Origin of the sequence: Alkalibacterium putridalgicola, from assembly GCF_900109825.1 — a bacterium.
In the GTDB taxonomy this organism is placed as follows: domain Bacteria; phylum Bacillota; class Bacilli; order Lactobacillales; family Carnobacteriaceae_A; genus Alkalibacterium; species Alkalibacterium putridalgicola.
This window is the reverse complement of record NZ_FOBL01000039.1, coordinates 1-19,603: the sequence shown is the minus strand read 5'-3', so window position 1 is coordinate 19,603 and position 19,603 is coordinate 1. Positions and strand designations below refer to the sequence as shown.

General features: G+C 43.0%; 23 protein-coding genes. 10 read left to right on the top strand and 13 right to left on the bottom strand.

Annotation, left to right across the window (positions count from 1 at the left end; translation table 11 throughout):
• Positions 1–298: 298 nt before the first annotated feature.
• The 6 genes from BMX84_RS10825 to BMX84_RS10800 form a co-directional block, all read right to left on the bottom strand.
• On the bottom strand, positions 299–718 hold the full coding sequence (locus BMX84_RS10825; RefSeq protein ID WP_091489628.1) for a hypothetical protein: 420 nt from the start codon (positions 716–718) through the stop codon (positions 299–301).
• A 39-nt stretch (positions 719–757) separates the two neighbouring features.
• The gene (locus BMX84_RS10820; protein WP_091489625.1) at positions 758–2,056 is read right to left on the bottom strand and encodes a Y-family DNA polymerase; all 1,299 of its coding nucleotides are present in this window, start codon (positions 2,054–2,056) and stop codon (positions 758–760) included.
• Between the two features lie 158 nt (positions 2,057–2,214).
• Positions 2,215–2,652, bottom strand: a complete 438-nt coding sequence (locus BMX84_RS10815) for an organic hydroperoxide resistance protein (RefSeq protein WP_091489623.1) — start codon at positions 2,650–2,652, stop codon at positions 2,215–2,217.
• A gap of 73 nt (positions 2,653–2,725) precedes the next feature.
• A complete protein-coding gene (yidA, locus tag BMX84_RS10810; RefSeq protein WP_091489621.1) occupies positions 2,726–3,538 on the bottom strand; it encodes a sugar-phosphatase in 813 nt (270 codons plus the stop codon).
• Between the two features lie 26 nt (positions 3,539–3,564).
• Positions 3,565–4,902 carry an HD domain-containing protein gene (locus BMX84_RS10805; protein WP_091489618.1) on the bottom strand — a complete coding sequence of 446 codons (1,338 nt, stop codon included), beginning with the start codon at positions 4,900–4,902 and terminating at the stop codon, positions 3,565–3,567.
• 75 nt (positions 4,903–4,977) lie between these two features.
• Positions 4,978–5,838 (bottom strand): lipoate--protein ligase family protein, encoded by an 861-nt coding sequence (locus tag BMX84_RS10800; protein ID WP_246119142.1) that lies wholly within the window; start codon positions 5,836–5,838, stop codon positions 4,978–4,980.
• 279 nt (positions 5,839–6,117) lie between these two features.
• Between BMX84_RS10800 and BMX84_RS10795 the strand changes: the two genes are divergently transcribed.
• The gene (locus BMX84_RS10795; RefSeq protein WP_091489615.1) at positions 6,118–6,558 is read left to right on the top strand and encodes a YwiB family protein; all 441 of its coding nucleotides are present in this window, start codon (positions 6,118–6,120) and stop codon (positions 6,556–6,558) included.
• A gap of 83 nt (positions 6,559–6,641) precedes the next feature.
• Positions 6,642–7,250, top strand: a complete 609-nt coding sequence (gene rpoE / locus BMX84_RS10790; protein WP_091489612.1) for a DNA-directed RNA polymerase subunit delta — start codon at positions 6,642–6,644, stop codon at positions 7,248–7,250.
• 65 nt (positions 7,251–7,315) lie between these two features.
• On the opposite strand, the gene BMX84_RS10785 is transcribed toward rpoE, so the two are convergent.
• Entirely contained in the window at positions 7,316–8,200 is an 885-nt protein-coding gene (locus tag BMX84_RS10785; RefSeq protein WP_091489609.1) for an Rgg/GadR/MutR family transcriptional regulator, read from the bottom strand.
• 448 nt (positions 8,201–8,648) lie between these two features.
• Here BMX84_RS10785 and BMX84_RS10780 point away from each other — a divergent pair, with 448 nt between their 5' ends.
• The 7 genes from BMX84_RS10780 (at position 8,649) to mazE (ending at position 13,262) form a co-directional block, all read left to right on the top strand.
• A complete protein-coding gene (locus tag BMX84_RS10780) occupies positions 8,649–9,356 on the top strand; it encodes a hypothetical protein (RefSeq protein ID WP_091489606.1) in 708 nt (235 codons plus the stop codon).
• Between the two features lie 37 nt (positions 9,357–9,393).
• Positions 9,394–9,738 carry a hypothetical protein gene (locus BMX84_RS12550; protein ID WP_177165553.1) on the top strand — a complete coding sequence of 115 codons (345 nt, stop codon included), beginning with the start codon at positions 9,394–9,396 and terminating at the stop codon, positions 9,736–9,738.
• A 995-nt stretch (positions 9,739–10,733) separates the two neighbouring features.
• Complete coding sequence (locus BMX84_RS10770; RefSeq protein ID WP_091489601.1) at positions 10,734–11,045, top strand: hypothetical protein; 312 nt, start codon at positions 10,734–10,736, stop codon at positions 11,043–11,045.
• Positions 11,020–11,388 (top strand): hypothetical protein, encoded by a 369-nt coding sequence (locus BMX84_RS10765; RefSeq protein WP_143058716.1) that lies wholly within the window; start codon positions 11,020–11,022, stop codon positions 11,386–11,388. The genes BMX84_RS10770 and BMX84_RS10765 overlap by 26 nt, the downstream gene beginning before the upstream one ends.
• Before the next feature lie 316 nt (positions 11,389–11,704).
• Positions 11,705–12,208 carry a hypothetical protein gene (locus BMX84_RS10760; RefSeq protein WP_143058715.1) on the top strand — a complete coding sequence of 168 codons (504 nt, stop codon included), beginning with the start codon at positions 11,705–11,707 and terminating at the stop codon, positions 12,206–12,208.
• Positions 12,201–12,629 (top strand): hypothetical protein, encoded by a 429-nt coding sequence (locus tag BMX84_RS10755; protein ID WP_091489594.1) that lies wholly within the window; start codon positions 12,201–12,203, stop codon positions 12,627–12,629. Before BMX84_RS10760 ends, BMX84_RS10755 begins: the two co-directional genes overlap by 8 nt.
• A 432-nt stretch (positions 12,630–13,061) precedes the next feature.
• Positions 13,062–13,262: a type II toxin-antitoxin system PemI/MazE family antitoxin gene (gene mazE, locus BMX84_RS10750; protein WP_091489592.1), complete on the top strand. Its 201-nt coding sequence runs from the start codon at positions 13,062–13,064 to the stop codon at positions 13,260–13,262.
• A 1,376-nt stretch (positions 13,263–14,638) separates the two neighbouring features.
• Here the strand turns inward: mazE and BMX84_RS10740 are convergent.
• The 6 genes from BMX84_RS10740 to BMX84_RS10715 all read right to left on the bottom strand — a co-directional run bounded on the left by BMX84_RS10740 (position 14,639) and on the right by BMX84_RS10715 (position 19,231).
• Positions 14,639–15,337, bottom strand: a complete 699-nt coding sequence (locus tag BMX84_RS10740; RefSeq protein WP_091489588.1) for a VIT1/CCC1 transporter family protein — start codon at positions 15,335–15,337, stop codon at positions 14,639–14,641.
• A gap of 104 nt (positions 15,338–15,441) precedes the next feature.
• Positions 15,442–16,245, bottom strand: a complete 804-nt coding sequence (locus BMX84_RS10735) for an energy-coupling factor ABC transporter ATP-binding protein (protein WP_143058714.1) — start codon at positions 16,243–16,245, stop codon at positions 15,442–15,444.
• The gene (locus BMX84_RS10730; RefSeq protein WP_143058713.1) at positions 16,242–17,081 is read right to left on the bottom strand and encodes an energy-coupling factor ABC transporter ATP-binding protein; all 840 of its coding nucleotides are present in this window, start codon (positions 17,079–17,081) and stop codon (positions 16,242–16,244) included. The genes BMX84_RS10735 and BMX84_RS10730 overlap by 4 nt, the downstream gene beginning before the upstream one ends.
• Positions 17,078–17,845, bottom strand: a complete 768-nt coding sequence (locus BMX84_RS10725) for an energy-coupling factor transporter transmembrane component T family protein (protein WP_091489584.1) — start codon at positions 17,843–17,845, stop codon at positions 17,078–17,080. The genes BMX84_RS10730 and BMX84_RS10725 overlap by 4 nt, the downstream gene beginning before the upstream one ends.
• Before the next feature lie 12 nt (positions 17,846–17,857).
• On the bottom strand, positions 17,858–18,466 hold the full coding sequence (locus tag BMX84_RS10720; protein WP_091489582.1) for an ECF transporter S component: 609 nt from the start codon (positions 18,464–18,466) through the stop codon (positions 17,858–17,860).
• 12 nt (positions 18,467–18,478) lie between these two features.
• The gene (locus BMX84_RS10715; RefSeq protein ID WP_091489580.1) at positions 18,479–19,231 is read right to left on the bottom strand and encodes a nucleoside phosphorylase; all 753 of its coding nucleotides are present in this window, start codon (positions 19,229–19,231) and stop codon (positions 18,479–18,481) included.
• A gap of 175 nt (positions 19,232–19,406) precedes the next feature.
• Here BMX84_RS10715 and BMX84_RS10710 point away from each other — a divergent pair.
• On the top strand, positions 19,407–19,603 hold a 197-nt coding region (locus tag BMX84_RS10710; RefSeq protein ID WP_143058712.1), incomplete at its 3' end, for a hypothetical protein.

Sequence of the window (19,603 nt, the reverse complement as noted above, 5' to 3'; positions counted from 1 at the left end):
AGTCGGTCATTGGCAGTACCCAAACGTGAATCTTTGCGAGCACGTCGAATGAGGCGGTCATTAGCAGTACCCAAAGGAAAATCTCGGTGAGCACGTCGAATGAGACGGTCATTGGCATCACCCAGGAGAGAATCCTCGCGAGTACACCGAATAGAGATACGCTTAGCATGACCCGAATCAAACAGTTAGCGGGAATATCGTTTTAAAGAAAAAAGTCGCTCAGTGAGCGACTTTTACTGCCTTAAGATTCAAAGGTGGGATCAGGCGAACAAGCCTGATCCCATCCACTCGGGCTGAGCTATATCAGAACGTTCTGTCGAGTATATTTTTCAAACCAGTCTGAGGCGTTGAGCCAGTCGATGTGGCGGATGTCTTCCAGGACGATGCGCTTTAGGGTGCGGTCGCGTTGCTTGATAAAAACAGCATCGCCTTTGACCCCGACGACAAAGCCTTCGATGTCGGGTAGATACTGTCCTTCGTTAATAATATCCAGCTGGACAGCGAGGGGGTTTTTATTCGTATAACTACGGTATAGACAGCCGCTGATGTCTTCCATCGACTGTCTGGGTTTGGGTGAGATCAATATATCGCGTGCCCCTTGTTTCTGTTTTTTCAATGCTTCTGCATGGTCGGACAGCATCAGTCCGATCCATTTCATTTTTCCTCTGTCTTTATAGCCTAATGCATCAGGAGAAAGTCTAACGATATCTTGTTTCATCTGCTTTTCCTCCTTCGAATTTATGTATGATTCCTGAACTTACCTATCGTCTTTTCCTGAACGGTGTCCGCCTAAAAGTTTGGCCCGCTGGATGGCCATGCCGCCCCGGGACAAGCTGCTGGCGTGAAGCAGAGACGTGTAACCGTATTTTTTTCGGATGGCATCGATCGTCTGGTCCAGGTCTTCCTGACTGATGAGCGTTTCAGCTGCTTCAAATAAGGAGAGCTGCAGGGCCGACTTAGCTTCGATTTTTCCAAAGGTCACATTAACTACGCGAACCGGGAACCGTCCGTAGTGACGATCGAAGATGATCAGCAGACCTTCGATGATTTTCCTGGACGAGTCGGTCTGTTCGATCAGCAGCTGATGACTGAAACCGCGCGCGATGACATCTTTAGAATAGCCGATGCTGAGTTTGACCAGACCAGCAGTCAAGTGGTGTTTGCGCAGACGCATGGCGTTTTCTTCCGCCATCTCGCGGATCACGATCTCGACTTCATGTTTGTCCACGTAATCTCTGTTCAGTATCTGGTTTTTGCTGAAAGACGTTTCCTTGGGCGTAAAGGTCTCCGACAGCAGCGTCCGGTCGATACCGTGTGCATGAAAAAAGAGCTGTTCCCCGATGACCCCGAACCGTTTTTTCAGTTTTTTAACGTCGGCCTGTGAAAGGTCGTGGATCGAATGGATACCGAGCCGCTGAAGGTGCTGTTCCGTCTTCGAGCCGATGCCCCAGAAGTCTTTCATCGGTGCGATCTTCCAGACCGTATCCGGCACATCTGCGTAATGCCAGGCAGCGATATAATTGCTGTCAGGATTACGTTTGGCGTCGTGGTCCAGAGCCAGTTTTGCCAGCAGGGGATTGTCGCCGATGCCGACTGTGACGACCAGCTTCATTTTTTTCCAGATCAGATACTGGATCTTCCTAGCGATGTCTTCCGTTGTGCCGAACAGACCGTGCGAATGGGTGACGTCCAGAAAGGATTCATCGATACTGTAGACATGGAGATCAGAGTCTGTGACGAACTGTTTGAAGAGATTTACGATCTCCAAGTTCTTTTCAACATAAAGGGCCATCCGCGGCTCGACGATCTCTATGGCTGCATTTTTAGGGATCTCATAGACACGCGTCCCCGTTTTGACGCCGTAAAGTTTTTTCACTAAAGGCGAGGCAGCCAGTACCAGACCGCCGTTGTTGTCGGGTTTACTGACGACGGCTATCCGGGCTTCAAGGGGATGCTGCTTTCTTTCCACTGCTTCAACGGAAGCAAAGAAGGACTTCACATCGATACATAAAATATCTCGATACGGTTCATTAGAGTAGTCCATCATCTGTATCATGTTCAGCCCTCCTTAAGGGAATGTTTGTTTGTTTTAATTATAAGAACGTTTGTTCGAATCGTCAAGGGGAACACTTCGGCCAAACAAATCTGAACAAAAAAATCACCCACTATCCTAATGACAGCAGGCGATTTTTCTAATTATTTTATTTTAGATTATTATTTTCCTTCGACAAAAGGAACGGCTTTGACGTCGACGTCGATATTGCCCATCGTTGCTTTTGAATACGGGCAGTAGGTGTGAGCCTTGTCGGCAAGTTTTTTCGTTTTTTCTTCCGAAAAGTCTTTGATACCGACTTCGATCTCGACACTTAATTTGAACCCGCCGTCTGACGGATCATTGTGCAGATGGACTGTCAGTGTGACCTGAGACTCGTTGTCGATATTCTCTTCTTTTTTATAATGGTCTAAGGCCGCATGATAGCAGGCGCTGTAACCCATGGCGAAGAGCTGTTCAGGATTCGTACCATTACCATCTCCACCCATTTTTTTTGGCACATCGATGTTGACTTCATATGAACGGTCGGGAGAATGACTTTCCCCTGCACGTGCACCTGTGTTGACTGCAGCGGTCGTATAAACGATTTTTTCTGACATATTGAATCTCGCTCCTTTTCGTTAGTCTACACTAAGTATAACAAGAGGCGAGAGAATACCGAAATTAAAGCCATCAATCCAGAGCGTATTTGTAGATTGCCTGCGCCACGCCGTGTTCGTTATTGGACATGGTGAAAACATTCGCCACCGCTTTGACTTCGTCTGTGGCGTTTGCCATCGCGACACCGATGCCAGCAAAGTCGACCAGATCCACATCGTTGCCGCTGTCTCCGATCGCCATGACGTCTTTTTGGTCGATCCCCAAATGTTCAGCCAGTGCTTTCACGGCTTTTCCTTTACTGGCATTTTTATTCAGTATTTCCAGATAAAATGGTTCGCTGCGCAGGATCGTGTAGCCGTCCCATATCTCTTGCGGGAGACGGGATACCGCTGCTTCAAGGACATCGGCCTCGTCGATCATCATCATTTTGTTGTATTTCACTTCCGGATCCATTTCTTCCCGGGTACGGTAGAAGAGCGGGATATCGATGATAAAGGCTTCCTGGACCGAGTATTTGCTGATGTCACGGTTAGGCGTGAAGATCCCTTCGTTATGGATCGCATGGAAGTGAGAACCGGCTTCTTCGGCCGCTTTTTCTAAAGTTAGATAATCGTCATGTGTCATCATATAGTCGATAATGCTTTCTTTTGTGTGGGTGTTTTGGACAAGGGCCCCGTTATAGGTGATCACGTAATCATCGGTTTTGTCCAGACCCAGTTCTTCGATCAGTGGAACGACTCCCGGGAAAGGGCGTCCGGTACAGAGGACGACGCGTATGCCGGCTTCTTTAGCGGCGTGGATGGCCTCGTTCACTTCTGCTGTCACTTTTCTGTCGGTGTTCAATAGTGTGCCGTCGATATCGATGGCAATCAGTTTTACTGTCATGCTTTTCCTCCATCTAATCATTTCAATCAGTCTTTCGGATGCGTAATCGCTCCATTTTTAATATAGTGCTGAAAGGCATCGTACTCTTCCTGAAACATATTGATATTTGCCTTATCCTGCTCTAAAAATTCCTTAGGTACGAACAGACGGTGATCCCCGTGCAGGATGCCGCTCAGTGATTTAACGATCGCGCTTACGGTACTGATTTCAACTAAGGTCCCATCAGAATGCATGAGCTGGATAGGCGTCTTGCTTTTGAGCTTATAGTCGTAAGGCAGATCGGAACTGCTGTTAGTCAGTGTGTACAATTCTTTATCATAACTCAATTTGCCGACGATGTCTCTAAGTATTTCCACGATTTCTTCATCTTTGCCTTTTTCAAAGGTGACTGACTTGAGCGGCTTCCGGTTCAGGAACATGCTGGACAGTTCGCTCAAGAAAGCATCGTCGCTGTCCGTCCAGAGAATAATGGCGGTCTGCAGGACCCCGTCATCCAGCTTCAAGTAATCGTCCAGTGTGGCTTCTTCCTTGAAAAAGGGATCGAGAAGGGGGAACAGGGGATAAAGGGTTCCATCGTGATAAAGCTGCTTGGCCCGGTACAAGAGACGGTCCAAAGTGACTTCCATCCCGCGTGAAGCCGGGTGAAAATAGACCTGCATGTACATCTGGAAACGGCTGACGATATAGTCCTCGACCGCATGAAGCCCCTGATACTGGAAGGCGATGCCGTCTTTATAAGGACGGATCACGCGCAGGATTCTGGACAGATCAAAAGCCCCATAAGTTGCGCCTGTAAAGAATGCGTCGCGCTGAAGATAATCCATCCGGTCGGCGTCGATCTGGCTGGAAATCAGCTGGATGACCTGCGGGTTGCTGTGTTCTTTGGTGATGACGCTGGCGACCTGGTTCGGGAAGTCCAGGGATACGCGTTTCAAAACAGCATTGACTTCTGTTTCTTCGGATAAAATAATATCCGTCGTGATGGCTTCGTGATCAGTTTCAAATATCTTTTCAAAGGTATGTGAAAAAGGACCGTGCCCGACATCGTGAAGCAAAGCCGCACAAAGCGTGACCAAGCGCATGCTGGGATCCCAGTCGTCAGGATAGTTCCGTTCGAACATATCGACGATGCGGCGTGTGAGTTCATAAACACCCAGGGAATGGGAGAAGCGGGAGTGCTCAGCCCCGTGGAAAGTGAACTGAGACGTCCCCAGCTGTTTGATGCGGCGCAACCGCTGGACTTCTCGCGTATCGATCAAGTCCAGGATCAGCTGGTGGCGCACATGGACATAGTCGTGTACCGGATCTTTAAAGACCTTTTCATTAGCAAGACGATCTAATTTTTCAAATGTTTGGACACACATAACGTTCTCTCGTTACTTCAGCTTCCAAACGGCGTGTTTGAGAAGGTGCCTGTGAAGCAACAAGAACTCCTTTCTTTAACCTTCAGCACTGGAGGGCGATTGCGGCAGCATTTTTTCGTTGCGTTTGATCATTTTTTCAAGGCCTTCCTCGTATGAAGCAGTGATCGAAGGCGGGAAGGGACCATCGGCCAACGCGACAGAAGCGTCTGTAAAGACAGACATGAGCCGTTCTTTCACGTCGTCAACGGTAAAGCGATGCGACAGCGCCTCTTCCAGCGTCGTCATCATGTCAGGATGAACGGTCGGGAAGTCCCATTTGGTTTCTTTTTCTTTAAGGCCGATGTCATAAAAAGTCCGGATCATCTCGGCACGCTTTTGCTGGTCGCCGGAAACACTCAAGTAGATCATGATCGCAATGCCGCCTTTCAGACGCCGCTGTGCGATCCCAGCAATTTTTTTGCCGTCGATACTCAAGTCGAAGTCGCCCGGACAGTAAGAATCAGGGATCTCGTAGGCATCGATATGTTCGCTGAAATCTTTAAAAGCAGTTTTAATGATGTGGTGCATGCGTTCGTAGCCTTCGTTGATCGGCATGCGTTCGTCTTCTTCAGGAAAAATAAGGGAGAAGTTGAGCACCCCTTCATCGCTGACCACAGCTAAGCCGCCGGAATTCCTTACGAGATGAGGATAGCCGTAGGATGAAAAAATCCGCAGCGCATCTGTTAGAAAAGGCAGTTTCGTATCCATCATCCCTAATATAACATAGGGTCTGGTCGTCCAGAAATGCAGGATCGGCTGCTTTTTCTCGCCGGCCTCTTTGATCAGGGCATCCGTAAAGGCAAAAGGCGCGAACCGGTGGCTGCTGTAGTCGTCTGGCACATTGTCATAGACCAGAAAGGTCGGTAAAGTATTTAAAAAATTGAGAGAATCAGTCATTCGTATTCCGTCCTTGTCAGTTGTAGTCAATCATTCTTGCTTCAAGTATACCAAAAAGTTAAGGCGCGTGTGGCGATTAGCGACGAATTACAGATAGGATGTTACGACACATTTATGCTAAACTAATAGAGAAGGTTTTGTTATAATAGATAAAGAGACAAAAAAAGAAATAATGAAGGGACGCCCTGTCCGTGCGTCCCAGCTGAAACAGAAACACCGTCACGTGTATGTAAGCAACTAAAAAGTTAATGGATAAAGAGAAAGGAAGGAATCAAACGTATGCCTTCAAATGAATTGAAAAACGGCTTGCCGGCCGAAATCAAAATGGAGACCTCCTATGTTCAAAACGGGGAAACGCACCACCATTCGTTCGAAGAAAACGGACGCGTGGTCTATATGAACAGCAGCTATTACATCCGCTTTGAAGAAGCGCATGAGCTGGGAACAGTACCGGTCACGATAAAAATCAATCCGGACGGTGTGGTCCAGCTGATCAGACGCGGCGAACAGACGACGCGTTTTGTTTTTGACAGCGATCAGGAAACGGAATCTAATTACCGCACACCGGCAGGGATCATTCCACTGACCGTCACGACCGACGACATACGGGTGAGTTATTACGACAGGCCCTTCGCCGGACGCATCTGGGTGGATTACTCATTGTCAGCGAACCAGCAGAAAATTGGAGACTATCATATTCGATTGCGTTTCACCACATAATCATGTAATATAAGTGGGTTGAAACAAATTAATTAAAAATTTTTAAGTTAAATGATCAAAACGAATGAGGGGACGTGTAAGTCGTGGAATTAAACCAATTTAAAGGGCAAGACAAAGCAGAATTAGCAATGGTCGATGTTGCACACGCGATACTGCAGACAACAGGGGAAGTTAAGGACTTTAACGATTTATTATCTGAAGTGGCGGACTACCTGGGACTGTCTGACGCACAGCTGGAAGAAGATATGGTTCAGTTTTATACAGATCTGAACATCGACGGCCGCTTTATCTCACTTGGAGATAACCGCTGGGGCCTGCGCAGCTGGTATCCGATCGATGCCATTGACGAAGAAATCACCCATGACAACGACGAAGAAGACGAAAAACCCCGTCGCAGAAAGAAACGTCACGGCTTCGATGATGAAGATTATGATGACGAAGATCTGGACGATGAAGAGCTTGAAGACGACGAAGAGGAAGAAGAAGACGATGACGAACCGATCGAATACGGTGACCGCGTTGCCGTCGATGAACATGGCGTCATGGTCGATGATGAAGACGACGAAGATTTAGGCGAATACAAAGATGACCTTGAAGATCTTGACGATGTCGAAGACGACGAAGACCTGAAAGGACTCAACATTGTCGAAGACGAAGAAGTCCTAGATGATGAGGAAGAAGACGAAGAGTAATTTTTCGTTCGAGTCCTTTAATTTAATATAGTAAAAAGGAGAGTCATTCCTGGAGGTTTCAAACCTCAGGATGACTCTCCTTTTTTGTGCTTTTCTAACAAACGCTTTCTGTAGTGGATCATATTCTGGTAATGATCCTCTTCCCCCATCTGCTCGTAAATTTTTATATGCGAAAGCGTCACTTCTTTTGAAGAGGAAGGAGAGTTCGACAATTCCTCCGCAAGAGAAAGCTGATAGGAAGACGATACTTTCCAGTGAATATTTGTATAGTTAGACAGCTCAAAGAGTTCTTTTTTTAGTTGTTCAATTAATTCGAAATGACCATACTCCAGACAATAGAAACCCATATTGAGTAAAAAACTTCCGTATAATTCTTTTTTATGTTTAACAGAAGTCATGTAGTTTTTTTTCAATCGATCTTTGACTAACAGGATAAAGTCAAGATCAAAGTACCAGAGCGAATTGCCCAAAACTGCAAACTCAAAATGACTCCAGTTTTCTATTTTATTTAAGTACTTTTCCAGTAAATTGATATCCTTTTTATGCGTTTCTCTGAATCGTTCGTATGTGAATCTGGTTTCAGACTGACAAAGAAATTCCTCAGAGAGAAAATAAAGATGAAACCAGTAAAAGTCACGGGTGGATGCATACCGAGTTAAATAGTTTTGTTTATGTTTCTCTATTGCGTCCGTATCTTCTGTAACGATGTTTTTTTTCAGTTCTGAAAACTCTTCTCTTTTTTGATCGAAATCTTCCGAGATCGAACTGAAGTAAGTGTCTATGCGGATGTTCAATCGATCCAAAAGTTTTGAACATAACTCTACAGAAAGATGACTGCCCTCATTCTCAAACGTTGCCAGTGTACTTCTGGCACAAATGCCTTCTGTCAGTTTCCTCTGACTTACTCCCCGTTCCTCACGCAGCTTTTTAAAACCTTCACCACTCCTCAAAATAAAACCTCCAAAAATTAAATGGTCGGATTACACTACCATTTTAACATTTTTTATATCTATTGGTATACACTAAGTATAGATAAAAATTAAATTCAGTAAGAGAAGAATGTGAGACAGATGTTCGTTTCGATTTTATCACTAATCATTCCTTTAGGTGGTGATTTTTTGATAGATCTAATTGAGCCATAGCGGGTTTAACTGCAATACAGTAAGGAGTTGATTGGAAGCTAAATGTATAACCTGAACTCGCTGTATTGCAAGATGTATCAGGTATTAAAACATCATGACATGTACCTATTAGAGAAAAATATAATCACCATGATGCAATCTGATACAGAGGTCTTAAGGTGATTAAAATTAATAATTCACATATTGATGGACCTTATATTTTTGCAGTATATAAATAAAAATTAAAATTCCAAAAATATAAAGGATAATGTTACTTATGAAAAGACAGCAAAGAATATTCGCTAAATTTGCAACTATAGGTATGCTAGTAGGAGTGATTTCTACTAATACCGCACCTTTAATAGCTAATGCTCAGAAAAATCCTCAGTTTTCACACAATAGATTAGAAAAGTCTATAACTGATAGTCAATCTGATTTTAAATCCACATATATTTCTGAAGAACTTTCTCAAGAAGATAAAGATTTCATGAAAAAACTAAGTACAATATACTCTATGCTAGAGTTGAATAAAAACAATCACTTGATTCTAAATGTTTCTGATTCTGAACTAAAAGAAGATTATGATTTTAGTGTTCAAGAAATCGAAAAAGTTCACGCTATTATTGCTTTTCAAATACAAAATACAGCCACTCAAATTACAGATACAACTCAAGTTAACGATGGTATAGTGTCGCCCATGTTACACGTGTCGGATTGGAAAGTATACTTCACTAATTATGATGTGAGGATGTACTTTTCGTCAGCAATTCAGGCAGGAGCTCCCGCAGTAGTAGCGACTTTAGCTGCATTGGGTTCTACAGTTGCTACTCCGGGAGTGGGGACAGTTTTAGGCGTAGTTGTGGGATTATTTAGCGCGGGTGCCATCACGTATCAAGTTACTCAAGCTATGGTTAATGACCAAGGATTTTATATTGGTGTAGATTGGAATGGAGCATTCCCCAACCCTGCTATGGGAACTTGGTAGATACATTTTATAATTTAGAAGGAGATAGTCTGATAAAATGCTGAATGAATCAGATCCACTAGTGTATAAGAAGATTTTATTTCCATTATTTTTTTCCCTAACTTGGGCAATGCTAATTTATACATTTAATATAAATGAGGGCTTACCACTTACATTAGTAGCTATCGTGACAGTCGTAACTTTCATGTACTCATTATTAAATTTATGGAAATTACCTGAAAATAAAGACAAAGTAAAGATATTAATATATATATCGGTTTTTGCTGTTGTTTTTCATAGTACTACAGGAGTCATCAATTATTATTTTCAAGGTATAATTGCTACGGGATATGGATTGTCTTTGCTGGTAGTTTTTTGGAAAATGCTCACAAAGAAAAAGTGAACGAAGTCTGAATACTCATTTCTACCAGAAAGAAACAATTTCCAAATAGATAATGAGGCAAGGGCTAAAGGGACCCATACTAATCTGAAATAATATAAAAGCTGCGTCATTCTGTAGATATACAATGACGCAGCTTTTTCTATTTTGTTCCGCTCTAATTGCTTACTTTCATTATATTTTCTCAAATTGTTTGCCATGAAAACGAGGTTCGTTTCACTTTCTAACTTCGAATGCTCACGGACGGAAAATCGAGTAAAACCTAAACAAGCCTTTACCTGTCTTAAAGTGCATTTGATATCTTCTTCCGATTGTAATAGAGTATTTTCTTTTGATGGATGCTTTTTCACACTTGCATGGTAAGACTAAGTTATGCGACTAAATAATCCACCATAACTACCCTCGTTCTCAAATGTAGCCAGTGTACTTCTGGCACAGATTCCTTCCGTCAGTTTCCTCTGACTTACGCCCCGTTCCTCGCGCAATTGTTTGAAACCTTCACCACTTCTCAAACGAACACCTCCAAAAATTAAATGGTCGGATTACACTACCATTTTAACACTTCTAGTATTTATTGGTATACATTAAGTATGGATAAAAAATAAATTCAGTAAGAGAAAGGATGTGAGATGTATGTTATTTTCGATTTTATCACTAATCATCCCTTTAGGTGGTGATTTTTTGACAGATTTAATTGAGCCGTAGCAGTTTTATCTATAAAACATTAAAGGAGTTGGTCAATAGCCTAATATATTGCTAAAGTGCTCAATTATTCAGTTGAAGGAACAAGTTTATATTAGAATTGTAGAAACTGCCATGAACTTCTAAATGTAAGTACGGAAGAAGAAATAAGTGGAGGTTCTTTTTTCATCACTTGGCAGGTGAAATTATTTTTTTTTGATTTATCTTGCTGTTAGTCGATTTCTAGATTGTAAAAGGGAAAGTATGGATTATTCAGGTAAGGTTATATTAGTTCAAAAAGAAAGGGATGGTTTTTTATGAAAAGTACAAAAGTGAAGTTGTTTAAGTTTGCCGCTATAGTATCAACACTAACAATGGGAATTGCTCCAAGTACTAATGTCTTTGCTAGTGAAGTTACTCCGATTGAAACTGAGCCTCAAAGTGAAATAGAGTTTAATGAGAATCAGCTCAAAGAGATTCAGCAATATGTGACAGTTGACAACCAAGGTCATTTAGCATTAGAAGAAAGTGTGCCGTTGAATATTTATGAACAATATGAGTTAGATAAATTAGAACATCATTTTTCTACAGTTAACAGTCAAGTTGACAAAAGGAACAATCGTTGTTAATGACGATTTAACAATAAGAGAGCAAGCTACTAACGATCATATGTTTAGCATTATGGCTTCTCCTGGAGAAGGTGTGACTCACCATCAGACATGGTATGGTGGTAATTCAATATACACTAATGCTGCAACTATACGTGCCGTAAATGCTTTTACTACCATAGCATGGACGACAACAATTGGTGGAGGACTAGCAAATAGTTGGTTCCCCCCGTTTGCTGCAGGAGCAGTAGTAAGTGGTGGCTATATGGGTTTATTAGGGCATAGGATGGATGTAAATAATAATGGCAATGGTGTAGAAGTTAGAATGACATATGCCTTAGTTTACAATGTAGTTTCAAGATAATCAGAAGGTAGGTAGACATCTATGGGATATATTTCAATATTTATGATGTTGGCAGGCACCTTATATTTATACGTTATCAGTAAATATAAGAGTGAGCCAAACGAATTGAAGAAATATAGTTATATATTTGGAGTATCAATGTTCATATGTGCTATAATCCTTTGGTTTATATAAATGTAGAAGAAAACAGCGATTTAAACTAGAAAAAATGGGAGGGGAAAAGCAAACTACTAACAACTTTAATATTAGCAATAGTAAAGGGGTTCGTACCATTAAGAAGACTATTCTATTAATAAATAGGAAAGCAGGAAATAACATGACAAAATTCAAGAAAATCGTTTTCATTTGTTTAGCTGTTATGGGAATTGCTACAGTGTTCAATAATCCAGAAAAGGCAAGTGCATATACTTATAGTCAAGGTGGGATGACAGTAGTATTGACGGCCGGTCAAAGTAATACAGTAGTAAATTGGAACACTAAATTAAACGGACAGTCATGCTATATAGTAGGTATGCTTGATTACCAATATAATGGCAGCGTAGTAGGAGAAAGCTATATCTCTGGCTCTGGTGGAACTGTAAACCTTCCATATTTGAAAAACGTGCCTAGAGGTGCTCGAATAAGGGTTAGACTTTCAGGAGCCGGTAGTTCTTCATCTGGCTTTGGTATCGTAAGGACAGCGATGTATGGTATGTCTATGCTTTACAGATCATCCGGAGGAACAACACCCATACAATCATTAGTTGATATTACTGAGCAGCAGAATGTAGACATCGACGAAATTATTTATGATAATGAAGGGGTTTTGGTTAATGAGTAACCTCGCAAACTTCGCGCAGAAAGCTTTAACGGTGGAGCAGAGAATGTTCGAAGAACATTTCTCGAATGAAACTCGCATCAGTTTTGATGAATACAAAAACAATGAAAAAAACAGGAAAGAAATAATCGGTATTTCTACTGAATTTTCTGCTTTTGTAAATAAAAACTATGAAGTAAAGTATTTTGTTTTAAATCAGTATAGTGATTTTGAAGCCAATCTAGAATCAATCGTCCCTTTTGCAAGAGCGTCTATTAAAATAGAAGATTTAATTGAAATTGCTGATGAATATCACGAGAATAATGATTTCCCAGTATTTATCACATGTTTACCAAAAGGTGATGGTGTTATTTTCGTCAATGTGCAAGAGTCCCTTGGGGAGATATCATCAATTGTTGATTATATAAAAGAAAATGAAGCGTGAATTGTAAAGCCAGATGCAACATTTTCGTTGTACTTAGCAGTCTTGCTCCTCCATTCACCACTTCTCAAAATAACACCTCCAAAAAATAATTGGTCGGATTACACTACCATTTTCACACTTTTCAGATTGGGTGGTATACAATAAAAGTAGATAAGGTATAAATCAGTGCAAGAAATGGTCTATGATATAGAGTAATTTGTTTGAAAATTCCTGGTAGTCTCCGAATTTATTTAGATTAAGTAATAAAAAGGACAGCATGATCGTTGATTCTTGTTCTGATGGGAAATTCATGGATAAACGATCATTTTTCTAAGTGATAGGATATGGATAGTTAAAAAATTGAAAGTATTCAATGTACTAGAGAATCATGGTTAAAATGTTTATCTGTAATACATAGAGTCGGTCGATTCAGATATAAAGAGAGGTGAAGATATGCTTAAAACAATAACACGTTTACAGGGGAAGTCGGTCGTGGTGGAGCTGCCCTCAAATAATGGGATAAAGCTTGATCCTGATCAGGAATATATCGTTGTTTACACACAAGATGGAACGATCATCCTTGTACCGGCGAATGAAGACCCCTTTTTGGAGATGGGGACAGCGAAAGTCACGACGCAAAAGGCCTCGATTTAGATTTTGTCGTGTAACACGTTAAAAAAATGCTCATTACTTAAATATCAAAAAAACTTTTAATGTGAATATGATAATTTTGATTACCTTCGAGTTCACTCATTAGCGACTCTTATAGCTACAGTAATTTCAGATAAATATCTTATATTAACAATTGTTTAGGAGGAATAAATATGTTCAACCAAAAAAGAATGATTATAGGCGAGACTGCTTTAATGCTGAGCCCTGTGTTATTGCCAACCATAGTAAGTACACAACAGGTGTATGCTGCAGAGAACAATGAAACGCAATAACAATACTCAAAAAATCCGGATGATCAGGTTCTAAACAAAGTCAAAAAGAATGATTTGTAAATTAAATTTGAAAAAGAACTTGAAAAAATAACCTCATCAGATGGTTATCTTTCTAAGGAACAGCTTTTTGATTTAGTAGCAAAATATGATGGCGCAGAGGTTACATACTCAAACGAAGGCCAGGTTTCTTTACTTAGAGCCAGTTCTGGTATTACACATAGCTTTGTTCAGGGCGGCGTGAACTCATATGCAATAAGTGGGCCTTCTATACGAGAGTTAGCTCGCACTTTTCAAAACAATGCGAATATAATAACAACAGGAGGAATATTAGCTTCAATCCCACTCGCATTCTTTGGGGCCTTTTTTACTGGTATTTCTACTACAGTCTTAGCCACTAAGTTTTATAATGCAGCAGGAATCATGAGACAGTGGAGCGTAACTGATAGATATGGAGCAGGCGTTCGTATTACTTTAACTTCTGAATACCCGATTGAGAGTCGAAACAGTGTGCGAAAAGCTACTATCAGATGATCTGGAAAAGAGGAAATAATGTGAGTTTAATAGTATTATTTAGTTTAAATCTCTTGGCGAGCGGTATTTATCTTTTTGCTGAAACTTTTTTCTCTAAAACAATTATTGGGCTGTCTCTATTAATAGTAATAATACTATTTTTATATACATCACAGAAGATGAGAGACTTGAATAATGGAAATCCTTACTTGAAAAGCAGACTCATTATATCCGGTACTAGTATATTACTCATGATTACTTTTTTTAGTCAGTCTACAGAATCTATTTTATATAAAGTGATTTTAATATGTATTACTTTAGTAACGGAGCTTTATGAACTTTTTTTAAAAAAATCAAAGTAAGTTTCATTTAAATAGTATTGCTATGAGAGCTATAGATATCTTTTAACTAGGACTATAGAATTATATTTAATTCTATTTTGACAGTTCATATAAAAAAAGAGTGTATCAATAAGATGTAAATAAATATTTATAAATTACAAATAGTAAAAGGATTCAAACGCAAAACCCACGCGTGTCAGACTCAACTGATAAGCGTGGGTTTTAATATAAGCTATTATCTTCCCAGTAAATAGCCGACGAGATACGCAACGATCGCCGCCAGGCCACCCACTAAGAGCATTTCCAGTCCGGATCTGAACCAGTTTGACTGGGTGACGCGGGATTTCAGTGCGCCTAAAATGAACAGCGTAATCCCGGTCAGGATGGAAGCGAGCAGGAAGGCATTCTCCATCATGAATGGGCTGAATGAAGAAAAGACATAAGCCAGAAGGGGGATGAGGCCGAAAATAAAGAAGGAAAAGAACGTGACTGTGGCATTCTTGATCGGGTTCTCGACACCACTGTCGCTGCCATACTTCTGATTGACAATCTGGCTGACAAAAGGTTCGTCGTATTTTGCCAGCGTCGTGGAGATGCACTCAGCATCTTCTTCGGAAAGTCCTTTTTTCTGGTAGGACTGGGACATGCGGTCTACAGCATCTGAATAATTTTCCACTACTTCCCGTTCGGTCTGGTCTTCGACACCAGCGCGGTATTCTTTTTCCGATTTACTGGAAAGGTAGTCACCGACAGCCATCGAAAAGCCATCTGCCAAAAGATTTGAAAACCCCAGGATGATGACGACACGAACCGCCAGTGTCGCACCTGCCACACCGGAAACGACGGCAAAGGTGGTGATGATGCCATCTAGCCCGCCGTACACCATGCTTTTGATATATTCTCCGCCTTCGAACCGTTTTGTTTTGCCTGCCATGTCGTGGCCCTCCTTTAAAATTTTCAAACAGTATCCTTACTGGTTTTTATCGTTGGAATATTTGTAAAAAGCTTTCAAATTAAATAATAGTCATAAGTAATGAACTAGGCGTTCTTGTTCAAAAAAGCAATCAGTTCTGATTCGTGGATGAAGCTTTCGTTATAACCTAAAGCATGGGCGATCTGCGTGACATAGGGCTGTTCCAGATAGGCTTTTTCAAGGACCTCTTTCTTTGAGAAAACGTCTCGGGTCTGGCCGTCTAGAATGATCTCGCCCTGGTTCATGACGACGGTCCGTTCAAAGGCTTCTGCCGCAAAATCCATGTCGTGCAAAATACATAAGACGAGTTTTCCTTCGGTGTTCAGTTCTTCGATGATCGCCTTGATTTTTTCCTTGCCGGCAAAGTCCTGGCCCATCGTCGGTTCATCGAAAATGACCATCTCGGTATCCATGGCTAAAATGGATGCCAGGGCGATCAGTTTCCGTTCAGACAGACTCAAGTCATAGGGATTATCGTCCACTTTTGATTCCAGATCGACCTTCTGCAAGGCTTCCCGCGCTGCTTTTTCAGCTTCGCTTCGAGACATGCCGATGTTCAGCGGACCGAACATCACTTCTTCCAGGACGTTTGTTTTAAAGATCTGGTCGTTGGGATTCTGAAACACGAGCCCGACCCGCCTGGACAGCTGTGCCGCGGTCTCTTTGGCGATCGATTCCCCGTCGATCAAAAGCGTGCCTTTGGAAGGTTTCAACAAGCCTTTCATGAGCTTGACGAGGGTCGTTTTGCCGGCGCCGTTCTGGCCGACGATCGCTGTAGTCCGTGAATCAAAGGATAAATCCAGGCCATCAAAGATCTGGATATCTGGGGAATAGGAAAAGGCAACATCTTTCAGTTCGAATGTGTTCATTTCGCTTCCTCCAGTCGTTTGAATGCTTCGATGGTCACAGGAAACAGTTCCGAGTCGGGATAGCGGACGTTCAAAGCTTTCGATATATTAGTCACCACAGGCGGCGTGACCCCGAAGCCTTTCAGATCCGGACGGGAAAAGATTTTCTCAGGCGTGTCCAGAGCCACTTGTCTGCCTTGATGTAAAAGCAGGACCCGGTCGGCGTACTGGGCGATCTGTTCCATTTTATGCTCGACCAGGATAATGGTCATGCCTTTTTCGGTCAGCTGTTCGATGACTTCAAAGACCTCACGGGACCCTTGAGGATCGAGCTGGGACGTCGGTTCGTCAAGGATCAGCACATCCGGTTCCATGGCTAAGACACTAGCGATGGCCACGCGCTGCATCTGGCCGCCGGATAAGTCGAAAGGGTTTTTGTCTTTCAAACCAAAGACATCCAGCAGTTTAAGATACTGTTCGATCCGTCTGTGCATCTCTTTTCGGTCCAGTCCCAGATTTTCAAGACCGAAGGCTACTTCTTCATAAACAGTTTTCTTCGCACCGGTCATCTGAGAGAAGGGATTTTCAAATACCAGTCCGATGTTCTCAACGATCTCAGCTATTTCATGTTCCCGGACGACGAGACCGTTGACCGTGACTTTGCCTCCGTAAGCCCCTTTGTAAAAATGGGGGATGAGCCCGGCCAAAGCATAGCAGAGCGTTGATTTACCGGCTGTGTTTTCGCCGACGATACCCAGGCATTCGCCTTTTTCAACAGAGAAGGACAGATCGTCCAGAACGAGGTCAGTCAAGTCGGGATACCGGTATTTCAGATTTTCTACTTCAATGATACTCATACCATGACCCTCCAGACGATCCCTAGAATAACGATAGCGATGATGATACCGGCCAGCAGTTTATTATAAGGATACTGCTTTTCTTCATTTAAAAACGTTTTTTTCGTCGACGAGCCAAAGCCGCGCATCTCCAGAGCAATGGACCGTTCTTTGGTTTCGTTCAGCGAATTCAGTACCACCGGTCCCATCAAAGGAAAGAAGGCTTTGATTCGTGTAAGCATGCTGCCTTCCGTTTCCATCCCACGTGAACGCTGTGCGTCGGTGATCTTACTGGTTGTGGCGCGCATTTGCGGGATCAGCTGGAGAACGGACAGGATCACGTGTCCGATCCGAGGCGACATGCCTTTTTTGATCAGCCGTTCCACCATTTCATCAGGTGACGTGGTCAGAATGAGGACGCTGAACGAGCCGATCATGACCAGGACACGCAGGACCAAAACGAGCGCGACATAAAGGCCTTCTTCGTAAAAAACCAGCGGGCCGATGGAGAACAGTTCCGTCACATTATCAGGATGGAAAAAGCCCTGCACGATGACAAGTGAGAAAATCAGGAACATACTCAATGTCAGAATGGGCAGGCTGTTGCGGAACACTTTGCCGATGACCAAAAGAAGCAGTGTCACGAAGAGGACCCCTGCAATAAACAAGGGTTCCGGCAGGATGTAAGTCAACGCAATGGATGCGAAGACATACAACAGCTTCACCAGCGGATCGAGGCGATGAACGGGACTGTCTTTTTCAACATATAATGTCATGGTATTCATAGAATCATCCTTTTACAGCTCTTCGATTTCGGAATCTTGACGGTAAATGTTCGTGAGCGATTTTGGCAGGCCTTTGAAAATAAAGTAACTGATCAGCACGGTCACGACTTTATCCGGCACGTCAACGACGATACTGTCGCCGAAGGATGCCAGCCACTGAGGGACGTCATTGGAAATCAGGAAGGTATAGAAGGCGTCGCCCCAAATGTTGCCTGTCTGACCGCCCCAGAAGATCATGTTGAGGGGGGTGGACACGATGGCGGCGACCAGTCCGGTGACCAGACCGACGATAGTCGCTTTTTTAACGTTGGCGATCCAGCCTTTATAGGCCATGACCCCGACGGTGATACCGATGGCCCCACTCGTGATGGCGTAAACGGTTGATACGGGGCTGACGGTGATGCCGTAGATAATGTTATTGATGATACCGGCTGCCGCACCAATGACCGGGCCGGCAAGCATGGCGGCTAACACGGTCCCGATCGAATCCAGCCACAGCGGCAGGCGCAGCAGGCTGGCGAACAATTTTCCAATATAATTGATACCGATAGCTGCCGGGATGAGGACGATGGCAGCGGTGGATAATTTCAGTGACCACATGCTTTTTTTGTTGTTATTCATAGAAAACACTCCTTATGATGTCGTAGTTTGTTTCTTGCTGAGTGATGCAATGGTTTCTAGGGCCAGCTTGATTTCATTATGTTCCCCTGTTTTAGTCAGAGACTCGCCGGACTGAAGCTGGTTGATCCCGGCCTGCAGGTCGCCTGAGTAGGGGACGACCACGTTCAATACTGAAGCCGCACGCAGGCCGCGTAGTCGAGCTAAGGTAAACAGTGCGGCGGTCTCCATGTCTGAACCGATGAGACCCTGCTTGGACCAGTAGGCATCGATCGCTTCTTCATCATCCGTATAAAAGGAATCATGGCTGCGGACCAGTCCCACATGATGCGGGATCTTTAACGTTTCGGCGTGTGTTTTAAGCTCTGAAAGTATAGTATGATTGCTGACTGCCGGGTAACTGGCAGAGATATACGCCTTGGACGTGCCCTCGTCTCTGACCGCACCTTCACAGAGGATCAGGTCGCCGACTTTGATCTCCGGCTGAAGGGCACCGCTGCTTCCGATCCGGATAAGGGTGTGAACGCCGATCTGCCTTAGTTCTTCAAGCGCGATGGCTGCTGACGGACCGCCGATACCTGTGGAAACAACAAGGACGTCTGTGCCTTTATACGTGCCTTTTACGCTGCGGTATTCCCGGTTGTAAGCGAGTTCTATTGGATCGTCCAGAAATGCTTTCACTCGGGACACACGCTCGGGATCTCCGGGGAGCAGGGCGTATTCGGCACCGTCTGCTTTTGTGAGATGGATATGAGCCTGTTTCTCCATTATTTACCTCCTTTCTGTTTTTTAGTACTTACCAATTTTCTTGTTTTTTCGTGCTGTTTTAATGCAACTATCGTTGCTCTATCAATTAAAATGCAAAAAGGCACCTCTTCCCCCCTTAATCTGATAAAATGAAGTTCACCAAAACAAACATTCATCACTTAAGGAGTGAAAAGAGATGCCTAATCTACTTCAGATTATCATGTATTTAGTTAATAAAATCAAGTGGCAAAACAGTTTAATTCAACTTTTAAATGATTATATTACCTGGCTGGAAGATGCGGGTGATCGTCAACCTAAAGGGACAGATATCACAAAGCTTGATTACAACAAATTGACCCTTGATGATCCACCGAAAGTTGTCACAATTGAACG